The 15,755-nt window shown below is 66.7% G+C and carries 15 protein-coding genes; 2 read left to right on the top strand and 13 right to left on the bottom strand.

The window, feature by feature from the left end; genetic code table 11:
• Positions 1-36: 36 nt before the first annotated feature.
• Genes ribB through glyA form a run of 6 tightly spaced genes read right to left on the bottom strand, consistent with a single transcriptional unit; the run spans position 37 to position 5,554 of the window.
• Positions 37-1,140: a 3,4-dihydroxy-2-butanone-4-phosphate synthase gene (ribB, locus tag MO486_RS07060; protein WP_242905589.1), complete on the bottom strand. Its 1,104-nt coding sequence runs from the start codon at positions 1,138-1,140 to the stop codon at positions 37-39.
• Entirely contained in the window at positions 1,137-1,739 is a 603-nt protein-coding gene (locus MO486_RS07055) for a riboflavin synthase (protein WP_242905588.1), read from the bottom strand. Before MO486_RS07055 ends, ribB begins: the two co-directional genes overlap by 4 nt.
• A 1-nt stretch (position 1,740) precedes the next feature.
• Positions 1,741-2,637: a class I SAM-dependent methyltransferase gene (locus MO486_RS07050; RefSeq protein ID WP_242905587.1), complete on the bottom strand. Its 897-nt coding sequence runs from the start codon at positions 2,635-2,637 to the stop codon at positions 1,741-1,743.
• Positions 2,634-3,737, bottom strand: coding sequence for a bifunctional diaminohydroxyphosphoribosylaminopyrimidine deaminase/5-amino-6-(5-phosphoribosylamino)uracil reductase RibD (ribD, locus tag MO486_RS07045; RefSeq protein ID WP_242905586.1), 1,104 nt, complete (start codon positions 3,735-3,737; stop codon positions 2,634-2,636). The genes MO486_RS07050 and ribD overlap by 4 nt, the downstream gene beginning before the upstream one ends.
• A 16-nt stretch (positions 3,738-3,753) precedes the next feature.
• Complete coding sequence (nrdR, locus tag MO486_RS07040) at positions 3,754-4,299, bottom strand: transcriptional regulator NrdR (protein WP_242905585.1); 546 nt, start codon at positions 4,297-4,299, stop codon at positions 3,754-3,756.
• A gap of 4 nt (positions 4,300-4,303) precedes the next feature.
• Complete coding sequence (glyA, locus tag MO486_RS07035) at positions 4,304-5,554, bottom strand: serine hydroxymethyltransferase (RefSeq protein WP_242905584.1); 1,251 nt, start codon at positions 5,552-5,554, stop codon at positions 4,304-4,306.
• A gap of 175 nt (positions 5,555-5,729) precedes the next feature.
• Between glyA and ettA the strand changes: the two genes are divergently transcribed.
• Both ettA and pyrF read left to right on the top strand, forming a co-directional pair.
• Complete coding sequence (gene ettA, locus MO486_RS07030) at positions 5,730-7,397, top strand: energy-dependent translational throttle protein EttA (protein WP_242905583.1); 1,668 nt, start codon at positions 5,730-5,732, stop codon at positions 7,395-7,397.
• A 106-nt stretch (positions 7,398-7,503) separates the two neighbouring features.
• Positions 7,504-8,346, top strand: coding sequence for an orotidine-5'-phosphate decarboxylase (pyrF, locus tag MO486_RS07025; protein WP_242905986.1), 843 nt, complete (start codon positions 7,504-7,506; stop codon positions 8,344-8,346).
• A gap of 54 nt (positions 8,347-8,400) precedes the next feature.
• Here the strand turns inward: pyrF and MO486_RS07020 are convergent, their stop codons facing one another.
• Genes MO486_RS07020 through MO486_RS06990 form a run of 7 tightly spaced genes read right to left on the bottom strand, consistent with a single transcriptional unit; the run spans position 8,401 to position 15,751 of the window.
• Positions 8,401-9,255 carry a glycosyltransferase family 2 protein gene (locus MO486_RS07020; RefSeq protein ID WP_242905582.1) on the bottom strand — a complete coding sequence of 285 codons (855 nt, stop codon included), beginning with the start codon at positions 9,253-9,255 and terminating at the stop codon, positions 8,401-8,403.
• Positions 9,252-10,091, bottom strand: a complete 840-nt coding sequence (locus MO486_RS07015; RefSeq protein ID WP_242905581.1) for a glycosyltransferase — start codon at positions 10,089-10,091, stop codon at positions 9,252-9,254. The genes MO486_RS07020 and MO486_RS07015 overlap by 4 nt, the downstream gene beginning before the upstream one ends.
• A complete protein-coding gene (gspD, locus tag MO486_RS07010; protein WP_242905580.1) occupies positions 10,088-12,301 on the bottom strand; it encodes a type II secretion system secretin GspD in 2,214 nt (737 codons plus the stop codon). The genes MO486_RS07015 and gspD overlap by 4 nt, the downstream gene beginning before the upstream one ends.
• Before the next feature lie 11 nt (positions 12,302-12,312).
• The gene (locus MO486_RS07005) at positions 12,313-13,101 is read right to left on the bottom strand and encodes a general secretion pathway protein GspN (RefSeq protein WP_242905579.1); all 789 of its coding nucleotides are present in this window, start codon (positions 13,099-13,101) and stop codon (positions 12,313-12,315) included.
• On the bottom strand, positions 13,091-13,726 hold the full coding sequence (gspM, locus tag MO486_RS07000; protein ID WP_242905578.1) for a type II secretion system protein GspM: 636 nt from the start codon (positions 13,724-13,726) through the stop codon (positions 13,091-13,093). The genes MO486_RS07005 and gspM overlap by 11 nt, the downstream gene beginning before the upstream one ends.
• Positions 13,701-14,873: a PilN domain-containing protein gene (locus MO486_RS06995; RefSeq protein WP_242905577.1), complete on the bottom strand. Its 1,173-nt coding sequence runs from the start codon at positions 14,871-14,873 to the stop codon at positions 13,701-13,703. The genes gspM and MO486_RS06995 overlap by 26 nt, the downstream gene beginning before the upstream one ends.
• Complete coding sequence (locus MO486_RS06990; RefSeq protein ID WP_242905983.1) at positions 14,870-15,751, bottom strand: general secretion pathway protein GspK; 882 nt, start codon at positions 15,749-15,751, stop codon at positions 14,870-14,872. Before MO486_RS06990 ends, MO486_RS06995 begins: the two co-directional genes overlap by 4 nt.
• Between the last annotated feature and the right edge of the window lie 4 nt (positions 15,752-15,755).

Here is a 15,755-nt window from a genome sequence, read left to right as displayed (position 1 = left end):
AGTTTAACGCCTGCCAGCACAGGCTGGCCGCGGATGTCAGGAATGCGGCAATTCCACGTACTCGACGACTTCCAGCCCGAAGCCGGCCAGGCCGATCTGTTTGCGCGGGGTGCCCAGTACGCGCAGCTTGCCGAGGCCGAGATCGGCCAGGATCTGGCTGCCGGCGCCGTTGCGACGCCATTCGACCAGCGCGCCGCCACGTGTGATGGGTTCAGGCTGCTCGCGGATGCGTCCCAGCAGCGCGTCGGCGTCCTGCGCCTCGCCAAGCAATACCAGCGCACCCCTGCCTTCGCGCACGATGGCAGCGAGGACATCGCCGACCGCAGGCCCGAAGTCCGCACGACGCCAGTGCAGCGCATCGGCCAGCGGGTTTTGCATGTGCACGCGCACCAGCGTTGGCGTGGCGGCTTCGGCTTCGCCACGCAGCAGCGCAAAATGCAGCGCGCGGCTGACGCGGTCGCGATAGGTGACCAGGCGGAACGGCCCGTGCTCGGTGTCGATATCGCGACTGTCGACGCGCTCGATGGTGTGCTCGGTGGCAAGCCGATAGCGGATCAGGTCCTCGATCGAACCCATCTTCAAGCCGTGCTCGCGCGCAAACACTTCCAGTTCCGGGCGCCGCGCCATCGAACCGTCCGGGTTCAGGATTTCGACCAGCACGCCCGCCGGCTCGAATCCGGCGAGCAGTGCAAGATCGCTCGCCGCTTCGGTGTGACCGGCGCGATTGAGCACCCCGCCCGGCTGCGCCATCAGCGGGAAGATATGCCCCGGCTGCGACAGATCGTTCGGATGCGCGTCGGGCCGCACCGCGGTGCGGATGGTGTGTGCGCGATCGTAAGCGGAGATGCCGGTGGTGACGCCTTCGGCGGCTTCGATGCTGACGGTGAAGTTGGTGCCGTGCGGCGAAGTGTTGTCGCGCACCATCGGCGGCAGTCCGAGTTGCTTGCAACGCTCGCGCGTCAACGACAGGCAGACCAGGCCGCGCGCATGCGTAACCATGAAGTTGATGTCGGCCGGCCGCACCAGTTCGGCGGCCATGATCAGGTCGCCTTCGTTCTCGCGGTCCTCGTCGTCGACGATCACGACCATGCGCCCGGCGCGCAGTTCGTCCAGCAGTTCCGGGATCGGTGCAAAACTCATGCGTTGTCTCGTGCGGTTAGCAGTCGCTCGACATAGCGCGCGACCAGGTCGACTTCCAGATTGACCGCGTCGCCGACTGCCGTCTGCGCGAACGCGGTGTGCGCCACCGTGTGCGGCACCAGCGCGACTTCGAAGCCCTGGGGGTCGACCGCGTTGACGGTGAGGCTGACGCCGTCGACGCAGATCGAGCCCTTCTGCGCGATATAGCGCAGCAGTGCAGGCGGAACGGTGAATTGCCAACGCTGCGCGCGGGCGTCATCCCGCACCTGCAGCACACGGCCAACGCCATCGACGTGGCCGCTGACCATGTGGCCGCCGAGGCGGTCGGTCGGGCGCATGGCGCGTTCCAGGTTCAGGGCGCGACCGATCGGCAATTCGCCGAGCGTCGTCAGCGCCAGAGTCTCGTTCGAGGCATCGGCCTCGAAGCTGGTTGCGTCGAACGCAACTACGGTCAGGCACACGCCGTTGACCGCGATGCTTTCGCCGAGTTGCACGTCGGCGACGGCCAGCGTGCCGACGTCGATGCGCAGGCGTGCATCGCCGCCGCGCATGTCGCGTGCAGCGAGCGCGCCGACGCCTTCGATGAGACCAGTGAACACTTCAGTTTTTCCCCATGTCCTCGCAGCCATCCATGGCGGCACTATCTCGCTTCGGATCGCCCTGCCCGGCCATCCCTGGCCGGGCGTTCACGGCCGCAGCCGATGCCGATAGGGCATCGGCTGTACGCGCCCGCTCACCCTTGCGCCGCGCGTGCACGAACAATGGCCAACACAACGTTTGCGTCGATTCGGGATCGCCCCATGCCGCAGCCAATGCTGGCGCATGCTGCGCCACCGGATCGGTGCCAGTGGCCTCGCGATACTGCTTGGTCGCCGAGTAGCTGGAGAAATAGCCGAGCAGGCGTGGCAGCGCCCATTCCGCAGTCATCGCGAACGCTGGCACCTCGACCTTCGCGAACGGCCACGCGAACCCGGCATACGCCGAATCCACCAGCGCGCGTTCTGGCGGCCAGTAGACGCGGATTTCCTCCTGCAACGCGGCATTCGCCGCGACCAGCGACGGCGGTACTTCGATGTCCTGGTACCCCCATGCGACCAGCACGCCGCCGGGCCTGAGCACGCGCGCGCACTCGGCGAAGAATGCGGCGCGATCGAACCAATGCAGGGCCTGCGCCACGCACACGGCATCGACGCTGGCATCGGGCAGGCTGCAGCGCTCGCCGGGTTCGGCCGCGAACGTGACGTTTGCCGGTCCGCTGGCCTGCGCGATCTGCGCGGCACTCGGATCGGTGGCGAACACCGTGTCGAAATGTCGGGCGAGCCCGCGGCTGGCCTGGCCACTGCCGCAACCCGCCTCCCATACGCGGCCACTTGCGGGCGTCAGCGATCCGATCCAGGCAAACAACGCTTCGGGATATTCCGGCCGCGCGCTGGCGTAATCGGCAGCGACTGCAGAGAAATGATCCTTGAAAGCCGCGCCGGCGAACGAGGTGTTCACTTCGTGGCCCGGGACGCATCCGGTTGCAGCAACACGCGCACGTCCTCGCCGATGCGGCGCGTCTCGACGATGCGCATGTGCAGGCGATCGGACATCGCGTCGATCAGCAAACCATCGAACAGCGGTCGCGCACGGTCGCCGAGCAACACCGGCGCGACGTACAGCAGCAGCTCGTCAACCAGGCCCGCCGACAGGAATGCGCCAGCGAGCGTGGCACCCGCTTCGACCTGCACTTCGTTGATGCCGCGCTCGGCCAGCAGTTTCAGTACCGCGTCGAGATCGAACCGACCTTCGAACACCGGTGCCGCCGCGTGCTGCGCCTTGAAATCCCGTGGTGGCTTCGCGTCGGACGCATGCAGATACAACGTCGGCGCATCGCCTTCGCGGACGCGGCCGCGTGCGACCGTGGCGAGGCCGGGATCGAGCACCACCCGTAAAGGCGCGACGAATTCGGTGGCATCGCCGAGGCGTACGGTCAGTTCCGGATCGTCGATCAGCACGGTGCCGGCACCGGTGAGGATCGCGCCTGAGCGCGCGCGCCAATGCTGCACGTCCATGCGCGCGGGCTCGCCGCTGATCCATTTCGAATCGCCCGACGCGAGCGCGCTGCGTCCATCGAGGCTGGTTGCCAGCTTCACGCGCAGCCAAGGCCGGCCGCGTTCGATCCGCGACAGGAAGCCGCGGTTGAGCGCGCGCGCCTGGGCTTCCATCAACCCCGTTTCCACCGCGATGCCCGCGGCTTGCAGCTTTTCGAAACCGACACCGTCCACTTTCGGGAATGGATCGCGCATCGCACCGACCACGCGGGCGACGCCGGCGGCGACCAGGGCATCGGCGCAAGGGCCGGTATTGCCGGTGTGGGCGCATGGTTCCAGCGTCACGTAGGCAGTCGCACCCTTGGCGCGCTCGCCCGCGGCCTGCAGTGCATACACCTCCGCGTGTGGCCCGCCTTTGCGTTGGTGCCAGCCCTCGCCGACGATCTCGTCGCCGTGCGCGATGACGCAACCGACCATCGGGTTCGGCTTGGTGGTGTAGGCACCTCGCTCGGCCAGGCGCAGCGCGCGCGCCATCATCGCGTGGTCGGTGGCGGAAAACGTCATATCGGCAAACCAGGCATCACTTCTTCTTGTGCTTGTCGGCGTGCTTGTCGATGCCGCCTTTGTCGAGCATGACCACGTCGCCCAGCAGCGGAAGCTGCCCGTCGCCGGGGATATCGCGTTCGAGCCGGTCGAGTTCCTCGCGGAAATCGGCGACATCCTCGAACGAGCGATAGACCGAGGCGAACCGCACATAACCGACATGGTCGAGCTTGCGCAGTTCGGCGATGACGAAATCGCCGACGCGGCGGGAAGGCAGTTCGCGTTCGGCGGTCATGCGCAACTGGTGCACCACCGCGCGCACTGCCGCCTCGACCTGCTCCTCAGACACCGGGCGCTTGTGCAGCGCCCGGTCGAGGCTCAGGCGCAACTTGCGCGCGTCGAACTGCTCGCGACGCCCATCGCCCTTGATGATCAACGGCAGCTTCAGCTCGATGGTTTCCAGCGTGCTGAAGCGTTCCCCGCAGGCCTCGCACTCACGGCGGCGACGGATCGTCGCCCCGTCGTCGGACACGCGCGAGTCGATCACGCGGGTGTCTTCGTGCTGGCAGAAGGGGCAATGCAATGACTTATCCGTATACCGGGAATTGTCGGCACTGCAGCGTCACGTTCTCGCGCACCCCGGCGATGACCTTGTCGTCGTTCGGGTTGTCGAGCACGTCGCAGATCCAGTTCGCCAGCGCGACGCAATCCGGTTCCTTGTAACCGCGCGTGGTGACCGCCGGCGTGCCGATGCGCAGACCCGAAGTCACGAACGGCTTCTGCGGATCGTTTGGCACCGCGTTCTTGTTGACGGTGATGTGGGCCTTGCCCAATGCCTCTTCGGCGACCTTTCCGGTGATCGGCTTGCCGATCATGTCGACCAGCATCAGGTGGTTCTCGGTGCCGCCAGAGACGATCTTGTAGCCGCGCGCGATCATGGTCTTCGCCATCGCCTGCGCATTCTTCACGACCTGCTGCTGGTAGGCAGTGAACTCCGGTTCCAGCGCTTCCTTGAAGGCAACCGCCTTGGCCGCGATCACGTGCATCAGCGGCCCGCCCTGGATGCCCGGGAACACGATCGACTGCAGCTTCTTCTCGATCTCGGCGTCAGCCTTGGCGACGATGATGCCGCCGCGCGGACCGCGCAGGGTCTTGTGCGTGGTCGAGGTGACGATGTGCGCGTGCGGCACCGGATTCGGATAGACGCCGGCGGCGATCAGCCCGGCGACGTGGGCCATGTCGACGAACAGGTATGCATTCACCTTGTCGGCGATGGCGCGGAAGCGCGCCCAGTCGATGACCTGCGAGTACGCGGAGAACCCGGCGACGACCATCTTCGGCTTGTGTTCCAGCGCTAGGCGCTCGACTTCGTCGTAATCGATCAGGCCCTGGTCGTTGACGCCGTACTGCACGGCGTTGAACAACTTGCCGCTGATGTTGACCTTGGCGCCGTGGGTCAGGTGACCGCCGTGGGCCAGCGACATGCCGAGGATGGTGTCGCCCGGCTGCAGCAGCGCGAGGTACACCGCCTGGTTGGCCTGCGAACCCGAATGCGGCTGCACGTTGGCGTAATCGGCGCCGAAGAGTTTTTTTACACGGTCGATCGCCAGCTGTTCGGCGACATCGACGTATTCGCAGCCACCGTAATAACGCTTGCCCGGATAGCCCTCGGCGTACTTGTTGGTGAGCTGGCTGCCCTGCGCCTCCATCACCCGCGGGCTGGCGTAGTTCTCGGACGCGATGAGCTCGACGTGGTCTTCCTGGCGGCGGTTCTCGTTGGCGATGGCCTGGGCGAGTTCGGGGTCAAAGCCTTCGATGCGGGCATCACGGGGGAACATCGGCGCTCCAGAGGGGGTCGGGGAAGCGCAAATTGTAGCTGTAGCGCGGATTTACGGCCATCGAGGTGGCACCAAAGCTGGCACGACCCAGCCCGTTCCGGGATAATCGGCGCCATCCCGAAATTCCTTCACGGCGCCCGCGATGCAGGCGCCGCCGTCCCCCTGCGGAGCTCCCATGTCGTCGCAATACATCTACACCATGAACGGCGTCAGCAAGACCGTGCCGCCGAAGCGTCAGATCATCAAGGACATCTCGCTGTCGTTCTTCCCCGGCGCCAAGATCGGCCTGCTCGGCCTCAACGGCGCGGGCAAGTCGACGGTGCTGAGGATCATGGCCGGCGTCGATACCGACTTCAACGGCGAAGCGCGGGCCCAGCCCGGCATCAAGGTCGGCTACCTGGCGCAGGAACCGCAGCTCAACCCCGAGCACACCGTCCGCGAAGCGGTCGAGGTGGGTGTTGGCGAAGTGCTCCGCGCGCAGGCTGCGCTCGACCGCGTGTACGAAGCCTATGCCGAGGAAGGCGCCGACTTCGACAAGCTCGCCGCCGAGCAGCAACGGCTGGAAGCGATCCTCGCCAGCGGCGACGCGCATACCCTCGAGCACCAGCTGGAAGTCGCCGCCGACGCGCTGCGCCTGCCGCCCTGGGACGCGGTGATCGGCAAGTTGTCCGGCGGCGAGAAGCGCCGCGTCGCCTTGTGCCAGCTGCTGCTGCAGAAGCCCGACATGCTGCTGCTCGACGAACCGACCAACCACCTCGATGCCGAATCGGTCGAGTGGCTGGAGCAGTTCCTCGCGCGCTACAGCGGCACCGTGGTGGCGGTGACCCACGATCGCTACTTCCTCGACAACGCCGCCGAGTGGATCCTGGAGCTCGACCGCGGCCGCGGCATTCCGTGGAAGGGCAACTACACCGACTGGCTGACGCAGAAAGATGCGCGGCTGAAGCAGGAGGAGTCCTCGGAGAAGGCGCGGCAGAAGGCGATCCAGCGCGAACTCGAGTGGGCACGCAGCAACGCCAAGGGCGGCCGCAGCAAGGGCAAGGCACGCCTGGCGCGGATTGAGGAACTGCAGGCGGTCGATTACCAGAAGCGCAACGAGACCAACGAAATCTTCATTCCGCCGGGCGAACGCCTCGGCCAGTCGGTGGTCGAGTTCAAGGGCGTGTCAAAGAGCTTCGGCGACCGCCTGCTGATCGACGACCTCAGCCTGATCGTGCCCTCGGGCGCGATCGTCGGCATCATCGGCCCCAACGGCGCCGGCAAGTCGACGCTGTTCAAGATGATCACCGGGCAGGAAAAGCCGGACAAGGGTTCGATCACGATGGGGCCGACGGTCAAGCTGGCCTACGTCGACCAGAGCCGCGAGAAACTCGAGGGCAACCACAACGTCTTCCAGGAAGTGTCCGGCGGCGCCGACATCCTCAACATCAACGGCATCGAGATCCAGTCGCGCGCCTACATCGGCCGCTTCAACTTCAAGGGCCAGGACCAGCAGAAGCTGGTCGGTACGCTCTCGGGCGGTGAACGCGGTCGCCTGCACCTGGCGAAGACGCTGCTGCAGGGCGGCAACGTGCTGCTGCTCGACGAACCATCCAACGACCTCGACATCGAAACGCTGCGCGCGCTCGAAGACGCGATCCTGGAATTCCCGGGCAACGTGTTCGTGATCTCGCACGATCGCTGGTTCCTCGATCGCATCGCCACGCACATCCTCGCTTTCGAAGGCGATTCGCACGTGGAGTTCTTCCAGGGCAACTACCGCGAGTACGAGGAAGACAAGAAGCGGCGCATGGGTGAAGAAGGCGCGCAGCCGCACCGGTTGCGGTTCAAGGCGCTGAAGTAATCGTATGTTCTTGTATTCCTGTGGGAGCGACGTAAGTCGCGATTGACCTGCGGAAATGCATCGCGACTCACGTCGCTCCCACAGGTCGGGCTTGGAGAGGATGACGATGGGCTTCATGCAGGCACTGCGCACGCGCTGGGAACTGGCCAACTCGCTGGTCTGCGTCGGGCTCGATCCGGAGCCGGCGAAGTTCCCGGGGAAGTTCGCCAACGACCCCGATGCGGTCTTCAACTTCAGCCGCGCCATCGTCGACGCCACCGCCGAATACGCCTGCAGCTTCAAGCCGCAGATCGCACACTTCGCCGCGCTCGGCGCCGAGGACGCACTGCAACGCCTCATCGCGCACATCCACGCGATGCATCCCGGCGTCCCGGTGATCCTCGACAGCAAGCGCGGCGACATCGGCAGCACGGCCCAGCACTACGCCACCGAAGCCTTCGATCGTTACGGCGCCGATGCGGTGACGGCGAACCCCTATCTCGGCCGCGACTCCGTGCAGCCCTTCCTCGATCGCGCCGAACGCGGCGTAGTGATCCTGTGCCGCACGTCGAACCCAGGCGCTGGCGACCTGCAGGACCTCTGTGTGTCGGATCACGGCCGCGATGGCCGCCCGCCGGCTTCTAGACCGCTATACCAGCACGTCGCCGAAAAAGTCGCGCGCGAGTGGAACGGCAACGGCAATTGTGCGCTGGTGGTCGGTGCAACCTGGCCCGAGCAGTTGCGCGAAGTGCGTGCGATCGTCGGCGACGTGCCGTTCCTGGTGCCGGGCGTCGGCGCGCAGGGCGGCGATGTCGAGGCGGTGGTGACGAATGCGAAGACCGCCGATGGCACCGGACTGATCGTCAGCTCCTCGCGCGCGATCCTGTATGCCTCATCCGGCGACGGTTTCGCCGACGCCGCGCGCGATGCCGCGAAGGCGCTGCGCGACGAGATCAATCGCTATCGTTGAGCGTAGGGTGGGCTTTAGCCCACCGTTTTCCACCGTGGATTCCGCGATGGTGGGCTAAAGCCCACCCTGCGATGAACGCAGCAACGCGCGCAGCGTGGCGAACGGGTAGCGGCCCCAGATCAAGGCGAACACCGCGCAGCGCGTGAGCAGGCCGCGCTGCGATGCTTCGAACTTGCGGAAATAACGCCACAGGCCGCGATGCTTGTGCCATTCGACGAACAATGGCTTCGAGCGTGACGAAACGCCGCGCACGTGCATCACGCGCACGTCGTTGGCGACGGCGACCGCGGCACCGGCTTCACGCACACGCCGGCACAGGTCGAGATCTTCCGCATGCAGGCGATAGCCCGTGTCGAAACCGCTGATGCGTTCGAACAACGCACGCGGCAACAGCATCAGCGCGCCGGAAATCGCCTGTACAGGCTGCACGATCCGCGAGGCATCGACCGGCACGCCAAGCCGCGCCGCCGACGGCGCGCGCAGCATCGCGGCGAAGTGCGGATCGTGGCGGCGCGCGGCCGCATCGCGCACGCCGTCTTCATCGACCAGGTCGGCGCCGAGCAATGCATCGCCAAGCACAGCTGCGTGTGCCTGCAGCCGCGCAAGCGAATCGGTTTCGACCAGGCAATCGGGATTGACGAAGGCCAGCCACGGCGCATGGCTGTCGGCTGCGCCCTGGTTGCAGGCCACGGCGAAACCGGGATTGTCGGGATTGGCAATGAAACGTACCCGCGAATCGGCCGCGGCATGGCGCTGCACACTGGTCAGGGTGCCATCGTCGGAACCATTGTCGACGACACGGATCTCGGTCACGTCCTCCGCGGCGCGCAGACGTGCCAGGCAGTCGTCGATCGTCTCGATGCTGCGATAAGTGACCACGACTGCGGCGATGCCAGCGAGCGTGTTCATGTGAACAGGTCCCGTTGCGGCATCGGTGGGCCGACGGTGGCCAGCAATTGCACCAGTTGCGCGCGCATTGCATGCAGCGGGTCGTCCATCAGGAATTGCGCCAGGCGCGCGTGCCAGGCGGGCCAGCGCGCGGCGAGCGCATCGAGGTCGCCGTCGAAGGGGGCACCCTCACCGACACGGGCGACGAAGGCGGTTTCGCAAAGCACATTGCGCCAACCGAGGCCACTCATGCGCAACGACAGGTCGATCAGCGCTGCATACCAGGAGCCATAGCTGGCGGCGTCGAGACCGCCGGCGCGCTTGCGTGCGGAGCCGCGCAAGGCCACGGCGTGGCTGACGGCGGCGGGAAGTTCGGGATGCAACGGTGGCATCGCGGCGCAGGCGCGCGCGAATTGCCCCGCGTCATCGGGCGCTGGTGCAATCTCGCCGATGCGTGGCCAGGACGCGGTTTCGCCGGCGTTGCTCCACGGCGTCGCGGTGGCGATGGCGGCATCGCGGGCGAAGCAGGCGCCAAGTTGCTGCAGCCAGCCCGGCGTGGGAATCGCATCCGGCGCGAGCACGACGACATCGGCGTTGCCACAGGCCTGCAGCACTTCATCCAGGTGTGCGACCTCGCCGAACATGCGCTGGCGACGGGTGTAATGCGCCTGCAGCGCGGTGCGCTCGAGCCAGCGTTCGATGATGGCCAACCCGCGCGGGCCGGCCTGGGCATCATCGGCGAGCCATACGCGCGTGCCTGGTGGTGTGCCTGCCTCAAGTGCGCCGAGGCAGGCATCGAGCGCGTCGTCGTCGACGCCTACCGGCAGCACCACCACCGGTAGCGCAGCTGCATTCACTGCGCTTGCGGCGGCAGGGGCTTGCCCTTCCTGTTCAGCGGTTCAAGCGCGCGGAAGCGACGGCCGTATTCGTCGGTCAGGTCGCGTGCTTCCTGTGGATTGCGGATGATGGTCGGGGTCAACAGCACGATCACTTCGCTGCGGTCGGTCGCCGATGACTGCGTACCGAACAGGCTCCCGATAATCGGAATCCGGCTGAGCCCGGGGACACCGGACGAGCCGCGCGTGACGCCATCCTGGATCAGGCCCGCAAGCATGACCGTCTCACCACTCTGGATCGCAGCCTCCGTCTTCAGCCGCCGCGTATCGATGCGGACGTTGCCGTTGTCGTCCGGTTCGCCGCCCGGCGAGCTGACTTCCTGCACGATGTCCAGGAACACCATGCCGTCCTTCGTCACCCGCGGCCGCACCTTGAGGATCACGCCGGTGTCGAGGTATTGCACCTGGCTGAAGGTGTTGCCGTCGCTGCCGCTATTTGGATTGAACGTGACCGACGAGATCGGAATCCGGCTGCCGACGTTGAGCGTGGCCTCGACGTTGTTGCGCACCACCACCGACGGGGTCTGCAGCAACTGCACATCGGTGACCTCATCGAGGGCATGAATCACGGCTGCGCCATTCTTGCCGAGGAAATTCCAGATCAGGCCATCGGGACTGCCGGCACTGCCGCCGGTGTCGCCCCAGATGCCACGGCTGCGCGCGCGCCCGCGTAGATCGCTTGCGGTATGGCCATCCCCAGCAACGGCGCCGGGCAGGCCCGGGATCAGGTTCTCGAAATACCAGTTGACCCCGTATTCAAGCGCACCGGTCAGTTTCACTTCGGCGACCTGCGCTTCGATATGCACCTGCAACGGCATCACGTCGAGGCGATCGATCACTTCCCGGATCGATTTCCATGCGCTCGGGCTGGCGCGCACCAGCAGAGTGTTGGTTTCGTCCACTGCGGACACGCCGACACGGTCGCCTTCGACTTCGAGCGTGACGCTGCCATTGCCGCCGCCACGGTTCGGGCTCAGCGACAGCTGTCCCTCACCAAGGCCGCCGCCGACCTGCGCACTGCTGGAACTACCGTCACCGCTGTCCTTGATCTCGGTCGGCTCCAGCCCCGGCATCAGCGATGGGACACTGCCGCCATCGCTGCCGCCGCCGCTGCGGCCGCCGCCAAAGACTTCGGAGAGGCGGTCGGCGAGATCCTTGGCCTTGACGTACTTCAGTTCGTACGAATACAGCTGCACCTCGCCACCGGCGCCTTCGATGCGCTCCAGCCACTGCTGGATGTCGTCGAGGTAACTCGGCTGCGGCGTGATCACCAACACCGCATTCGCGCCGTCGAGCGGCATGAAGCGATACATGCCGGCAACCGGAGTCTTGCTCTGTTCACCGAAGACTTTTTCGAGGTCGGCGACGACCTTGCTGGCCTTGCCCGACTTCAGTGGGAATACACCGACCGACATGCCCGAGAGCCAGTCGACGTCAAAGATCTCGATCGTGCGCAGGTAGTTCTCGAGCTCGGCGCGGGTACCGGCGATGGTGATGACGTTGCGGGCGTTGTCGGTACTGACGATCGCGTTCGGCCGTGCGTAGGGCGTCAGTACTTTCTTCATCTCCTCGGCGGAGATGTAGCGCAGCGGCACCACCCGCGCCTCGTAGCCACGCGCCAGCGCAGGCGAGCCGGTGCGCGGTGCGACGGTACCGGCGAGCGCGGTGTCGGCCGGGACGATGTTGTAGCGCCCATCGCTGTAGACCATGCGCGCGTTGTTCCAGCCCAGCACCATCTCCAGCAGCGACAGTGCCTTGGCCGGGCTCACCGGGTGCGGCGTCGCCAAGGTGACCGTTCCCTGCACGCCGGGCGCGATGACGTAGTTCTGCCCGAGCATGTCGCCAAGGATGGCCTTGACCACCGCCTGGACGGATTCGCCTTCGAAGTTGAAGGTCGCTGCGCCGGAGGTGCCGCCCAGGTTCGGTGGCGGCGCACTCGCCGCGGCGCGATTGATCACCTGGCCCGTGCCACGACGGATCTGCGCTTGCGGACTGGCCGCTTCTGGCTCCGCTTCCTTGGGCAGGGGCGTGACCTGCGTGCCCGCGGATGTCGAGGCGGGCGGCATATGTCCGCCGCGCTGCACGGTCGGTGTCGGCGCGCTGGCACAGCTGGCCAGGACCGTGACGAGGGCCGCGCCTAACAGTGCTGCGAGATTGGGTCGAAGGTTCATGGCTCGCACTCTCATTTTGTTTTTGGCGGCGCTGCTTGATCGCGTTGGGCTTCCGCACGCAGCTGCGCACGGCGCGCTTCGATGCGTTTGCGGATCGCTTCCATCTGCGCTTCAGGGGTCATCGGCGCTTCGCCGGCGACAGCGGGTTGTTTGGGCGGCGTGGTTGTAGCGGGTGCTGGCGGTGGCGTCGCTGGGCGCGTAGCGGGGGCGGGCTGCTCCACGGCGACCTCAGGCTGGTCGGGGCGCTGGACCGCCGTCGCAGTCGCCGGCCTGGCTACTGCCGTCGGCGCCTCGCCGCCCTGGCCGTCGAAGACGCGCAGGTCGAGCGTCTTCTGCCCTTGCGGGCCTTCGAAAACGGCGCTGCGCGAATTCAACGTCACCAGCCGCCAACCCTGTGCTTCCGCCGGTGCCTCGCCCAACTTCATCCGGATCGATTCGCCTCCGGCAGCTGGTTGCACGATGGCCATCTTCAGCGACGGCGTGATCAACACGCTTGTCAGGACGAAGTCGAAGGCCTGTGCTTGCGCCGCATCGCCCTCGGGCTGCAGCGAGAACAGCTGCGGCCGGCGATCTTCCGCGAACAGTGGTCGCGCGGCGATCTCGGCATATTGCGTCGGCGGTCCGATCCGCTCCGGTGCCGGCGCGCGTGGCGTCGGCAAGCGCTGCAGCAGGGCAGGATCGTCATCCAGCCGGGCGATGTTGCCACCCATGCCGAGCAGCGCCAGCAGCCACAACAGCAACGCCCAGCCGGCAAACGTGGCCAGCAACCAGGTACGCGGACCGGCGGTGTCAACGCGCACGGGTCACCCCCGCCGCCGGTGCACCGGGTCTCGGTGCGACGTAACCATACAAGTCGAAGCTGACATCGAGCCCGCCGCTTTGCGAGCGGTTCTGTCCCGGCAGGAAGAAATACCGCTGCGCCAACACATTGAGGTTGTCGACGAAAACGCGTGGCGTACCGGCTTCGAGTGCGTGCAACACCGCCGCGAGCTCCGGCGCGCCGCAGCGCAACCGCACCTGCACGGTGACGCGGGTGAAGCGTTCCGGTCGCGATTCAGTCAGCGGCGAGCGATTGGTGATCGCGCAACTGCGATTGCCCGGGCTGGCCTGCACGACCACGGTTTCCAACCGCTGCACCAGGCCGGCGGTGGCGGATTCCGGTGTCGCTTCGGGCAGGAAACCCGGGCGCGCACGCTGGGCTGCCAGTACCTGTTGCAAGCGGCGCTCGACTTCCGGCGCCTGCTGCAATTGCGTGCGCAGGCGCAGCTCGCGGTCCTGCAGTGCGGCGATGCGGGCGTTGACCTCCTGCATCGGCGCAGTCCACCACGGATGCACCAGCACCAGGTAGGCGAGCGCGAGCACCGCCAGCAGCAGGCCCAGCGCCAGCCAGCGGTCGCGCTCAGCGGGCAGCGGCGTTGCCGGCATCGGCGGCCTCCTGGGGTGATGAAGACTTCTGTGGCGCAGGCGGGGCGGCGATGGCGAGATCGGCCGTGAGGGTGAAGCGATCGCGGTTCGTGCGCGGATCGGGCTGCAGTGCGCCGGTAAGGGCGACTGCGCGCCACAGCTTGGAGTCATCGAGCCGGTCGACCAGCGACGAAGCCTCGCTACTCAATCCGATCAGCAGCAGCTTGTCGTTCTCGATCGCGAGTTTTTCCAGATAAGTGCTGTCGGGCAGTCGGTGGCTGAGCTCGTCCATGATCTCGATCGCACTGGGACGGCCGCTGCGGCTTTGGTCGAGGAAGTTCTGACCTTCGACGGCGTCGACCAGTCGGCGCAGTTGTGCCGCGGCGCGCTGGGCATCCGGGGTGCGGGCATCGACACTTGCCTTGAACGCATCGGCGGCAGCGCGGCGGTTGGCCAGCACCTGCCAGAGGCCGATGCCGAGCGCGATCAGCGCGAACGCCACCAGTGCCCAGTTCCAAAGCTGCCATGGATCGGCGCGCTGGCGCCGTTGCGCCAATGGCAGCAGGTTGACGCCGAGCGGCGTACCTGCACTGTCGGCGAGCTCGATGCCCGACAGCGTCGCAGCCAGCGGGCCGAGCGCGTCCAGCCGTGGCTGCAGGCTGGCTCGCGGCACCGCGACCAGTTCGACATCGAGTTGCCCGTCGCTGGCGCGGCGGCCGAGGATGCGAGCGTCGAATGCGACCGCATCGGCAGTGAACGGGGTCTGCCGATCGATCTCGAACGACACCACGTCGCGGAGACGTTCGGCGGCAGCGGCAGGCAAGGTCAGGCGCCGACGCAGGCCGGCCGCGGCTGGCAGGACCAGCCAACGCGGCAGATCGGCAATGGTCGAATGCAAGACGGACGTGAGCGGATCGTTCTCGAAACCGAGGCCGCCCAGTAACGGCAGGCGACCGAGGTCACGCACGCCGTCGCCGCTTTCCAGGCGCAGCTGCAGCGCATCGTCGTCTTCGCCCAGCAGCAGTCGATCGCGGCCGAAGCCGAGCGCGGCGCGCCAGCGCGCCGGCAGCCAGGCGGCCAACGAACGTCCCCACCATGCCAGCAAGCCGCCCGCGCCCGGTTGCATGCGGGCGGTAAAGCGTCCTACGCGGTCGCTCAACGCGGTCATCGTGGCGATGCTCCTTCCTCCCAACGCAGCGGCGTATACGCCGATCCCGGCACGCCGTTCCCACCGGCACGCACCACCACTCGCAGCACTGCTTCGCGTCCATCGCGAAGGCGTGCGCGGCTGTCGATACTATACGTGCCGCTGTTGCTGCCCACGAGCGGCGGCCCGCCCGGCAGCGTCGGTGCGGGTGCACCGGAAGCCGGATCCCAGGCCCGTCGCTGCGCCAACACCTGTTCGGCATCCAGGCCCATCGCACGCAGCACTTCGGCTGAAGCAAACGCGGGATCCGGCTGGGTCCGGCCGCTGAATACCGTCAGGTGCGGTTCGAGCTTCGCATACAACTCGGGCGTCATGCCGAGTACTTGTTCGAGTTCGGCCACGCTTTCGAACGCCATGTCCTTGGCCCCATAGGCGCGCTCTGCAGAGGCGTAATCAGAATCCTCGGCGCCACCGACGGGCTGCGTGAGCGAATCGGGATCGCGCCAGTCCAGGATCGCGGCGGCGACCTGTTCGGCCGCGCGGCGTTCGCTGCCGACCGCTTCGATCAGCGCCGTCAGCAAGGTCATGTCGCCCTGGTTGAGATCGACTTTGCCGTTTTCATCGATCAGTTTGAGTTCGAGCGTCGCGTCTGCGAATCGCCAGGCATACGGGCGTCCGTCCGGCAGCCATTGTCTGCGCGGATCGCTTTCGCTGGCGCGGGTGATCGCGTACTCCATGCCCGCGCGTGCGGCCTGCTCCGCGATCACGCCGCGATGCAGCACGCGTCCCTGCAAGCCTTCAACCTTGGCGATCAACGCGAATGCACCGATCAGCGCGGTCAATAGCGCGATCAACCACAACACCAGCAGCAGCGCCGCCCCCGCGTGGCGCCGGCTCATGGCA

The sequence above is a fragment of the Lysobacter sp. CFH 32150 genome (genome assembly GCF_022758295.1).
Classification (GTDB): domain Bacteria; phylum Pseudomonadota; class Gammaproteobacteria; order Xanthomonadales; family Xanthomonadaceae; genus CFH-32150.
This window is presented reverse-complemented; position numbering and strand designations above follow the sequence as displayed.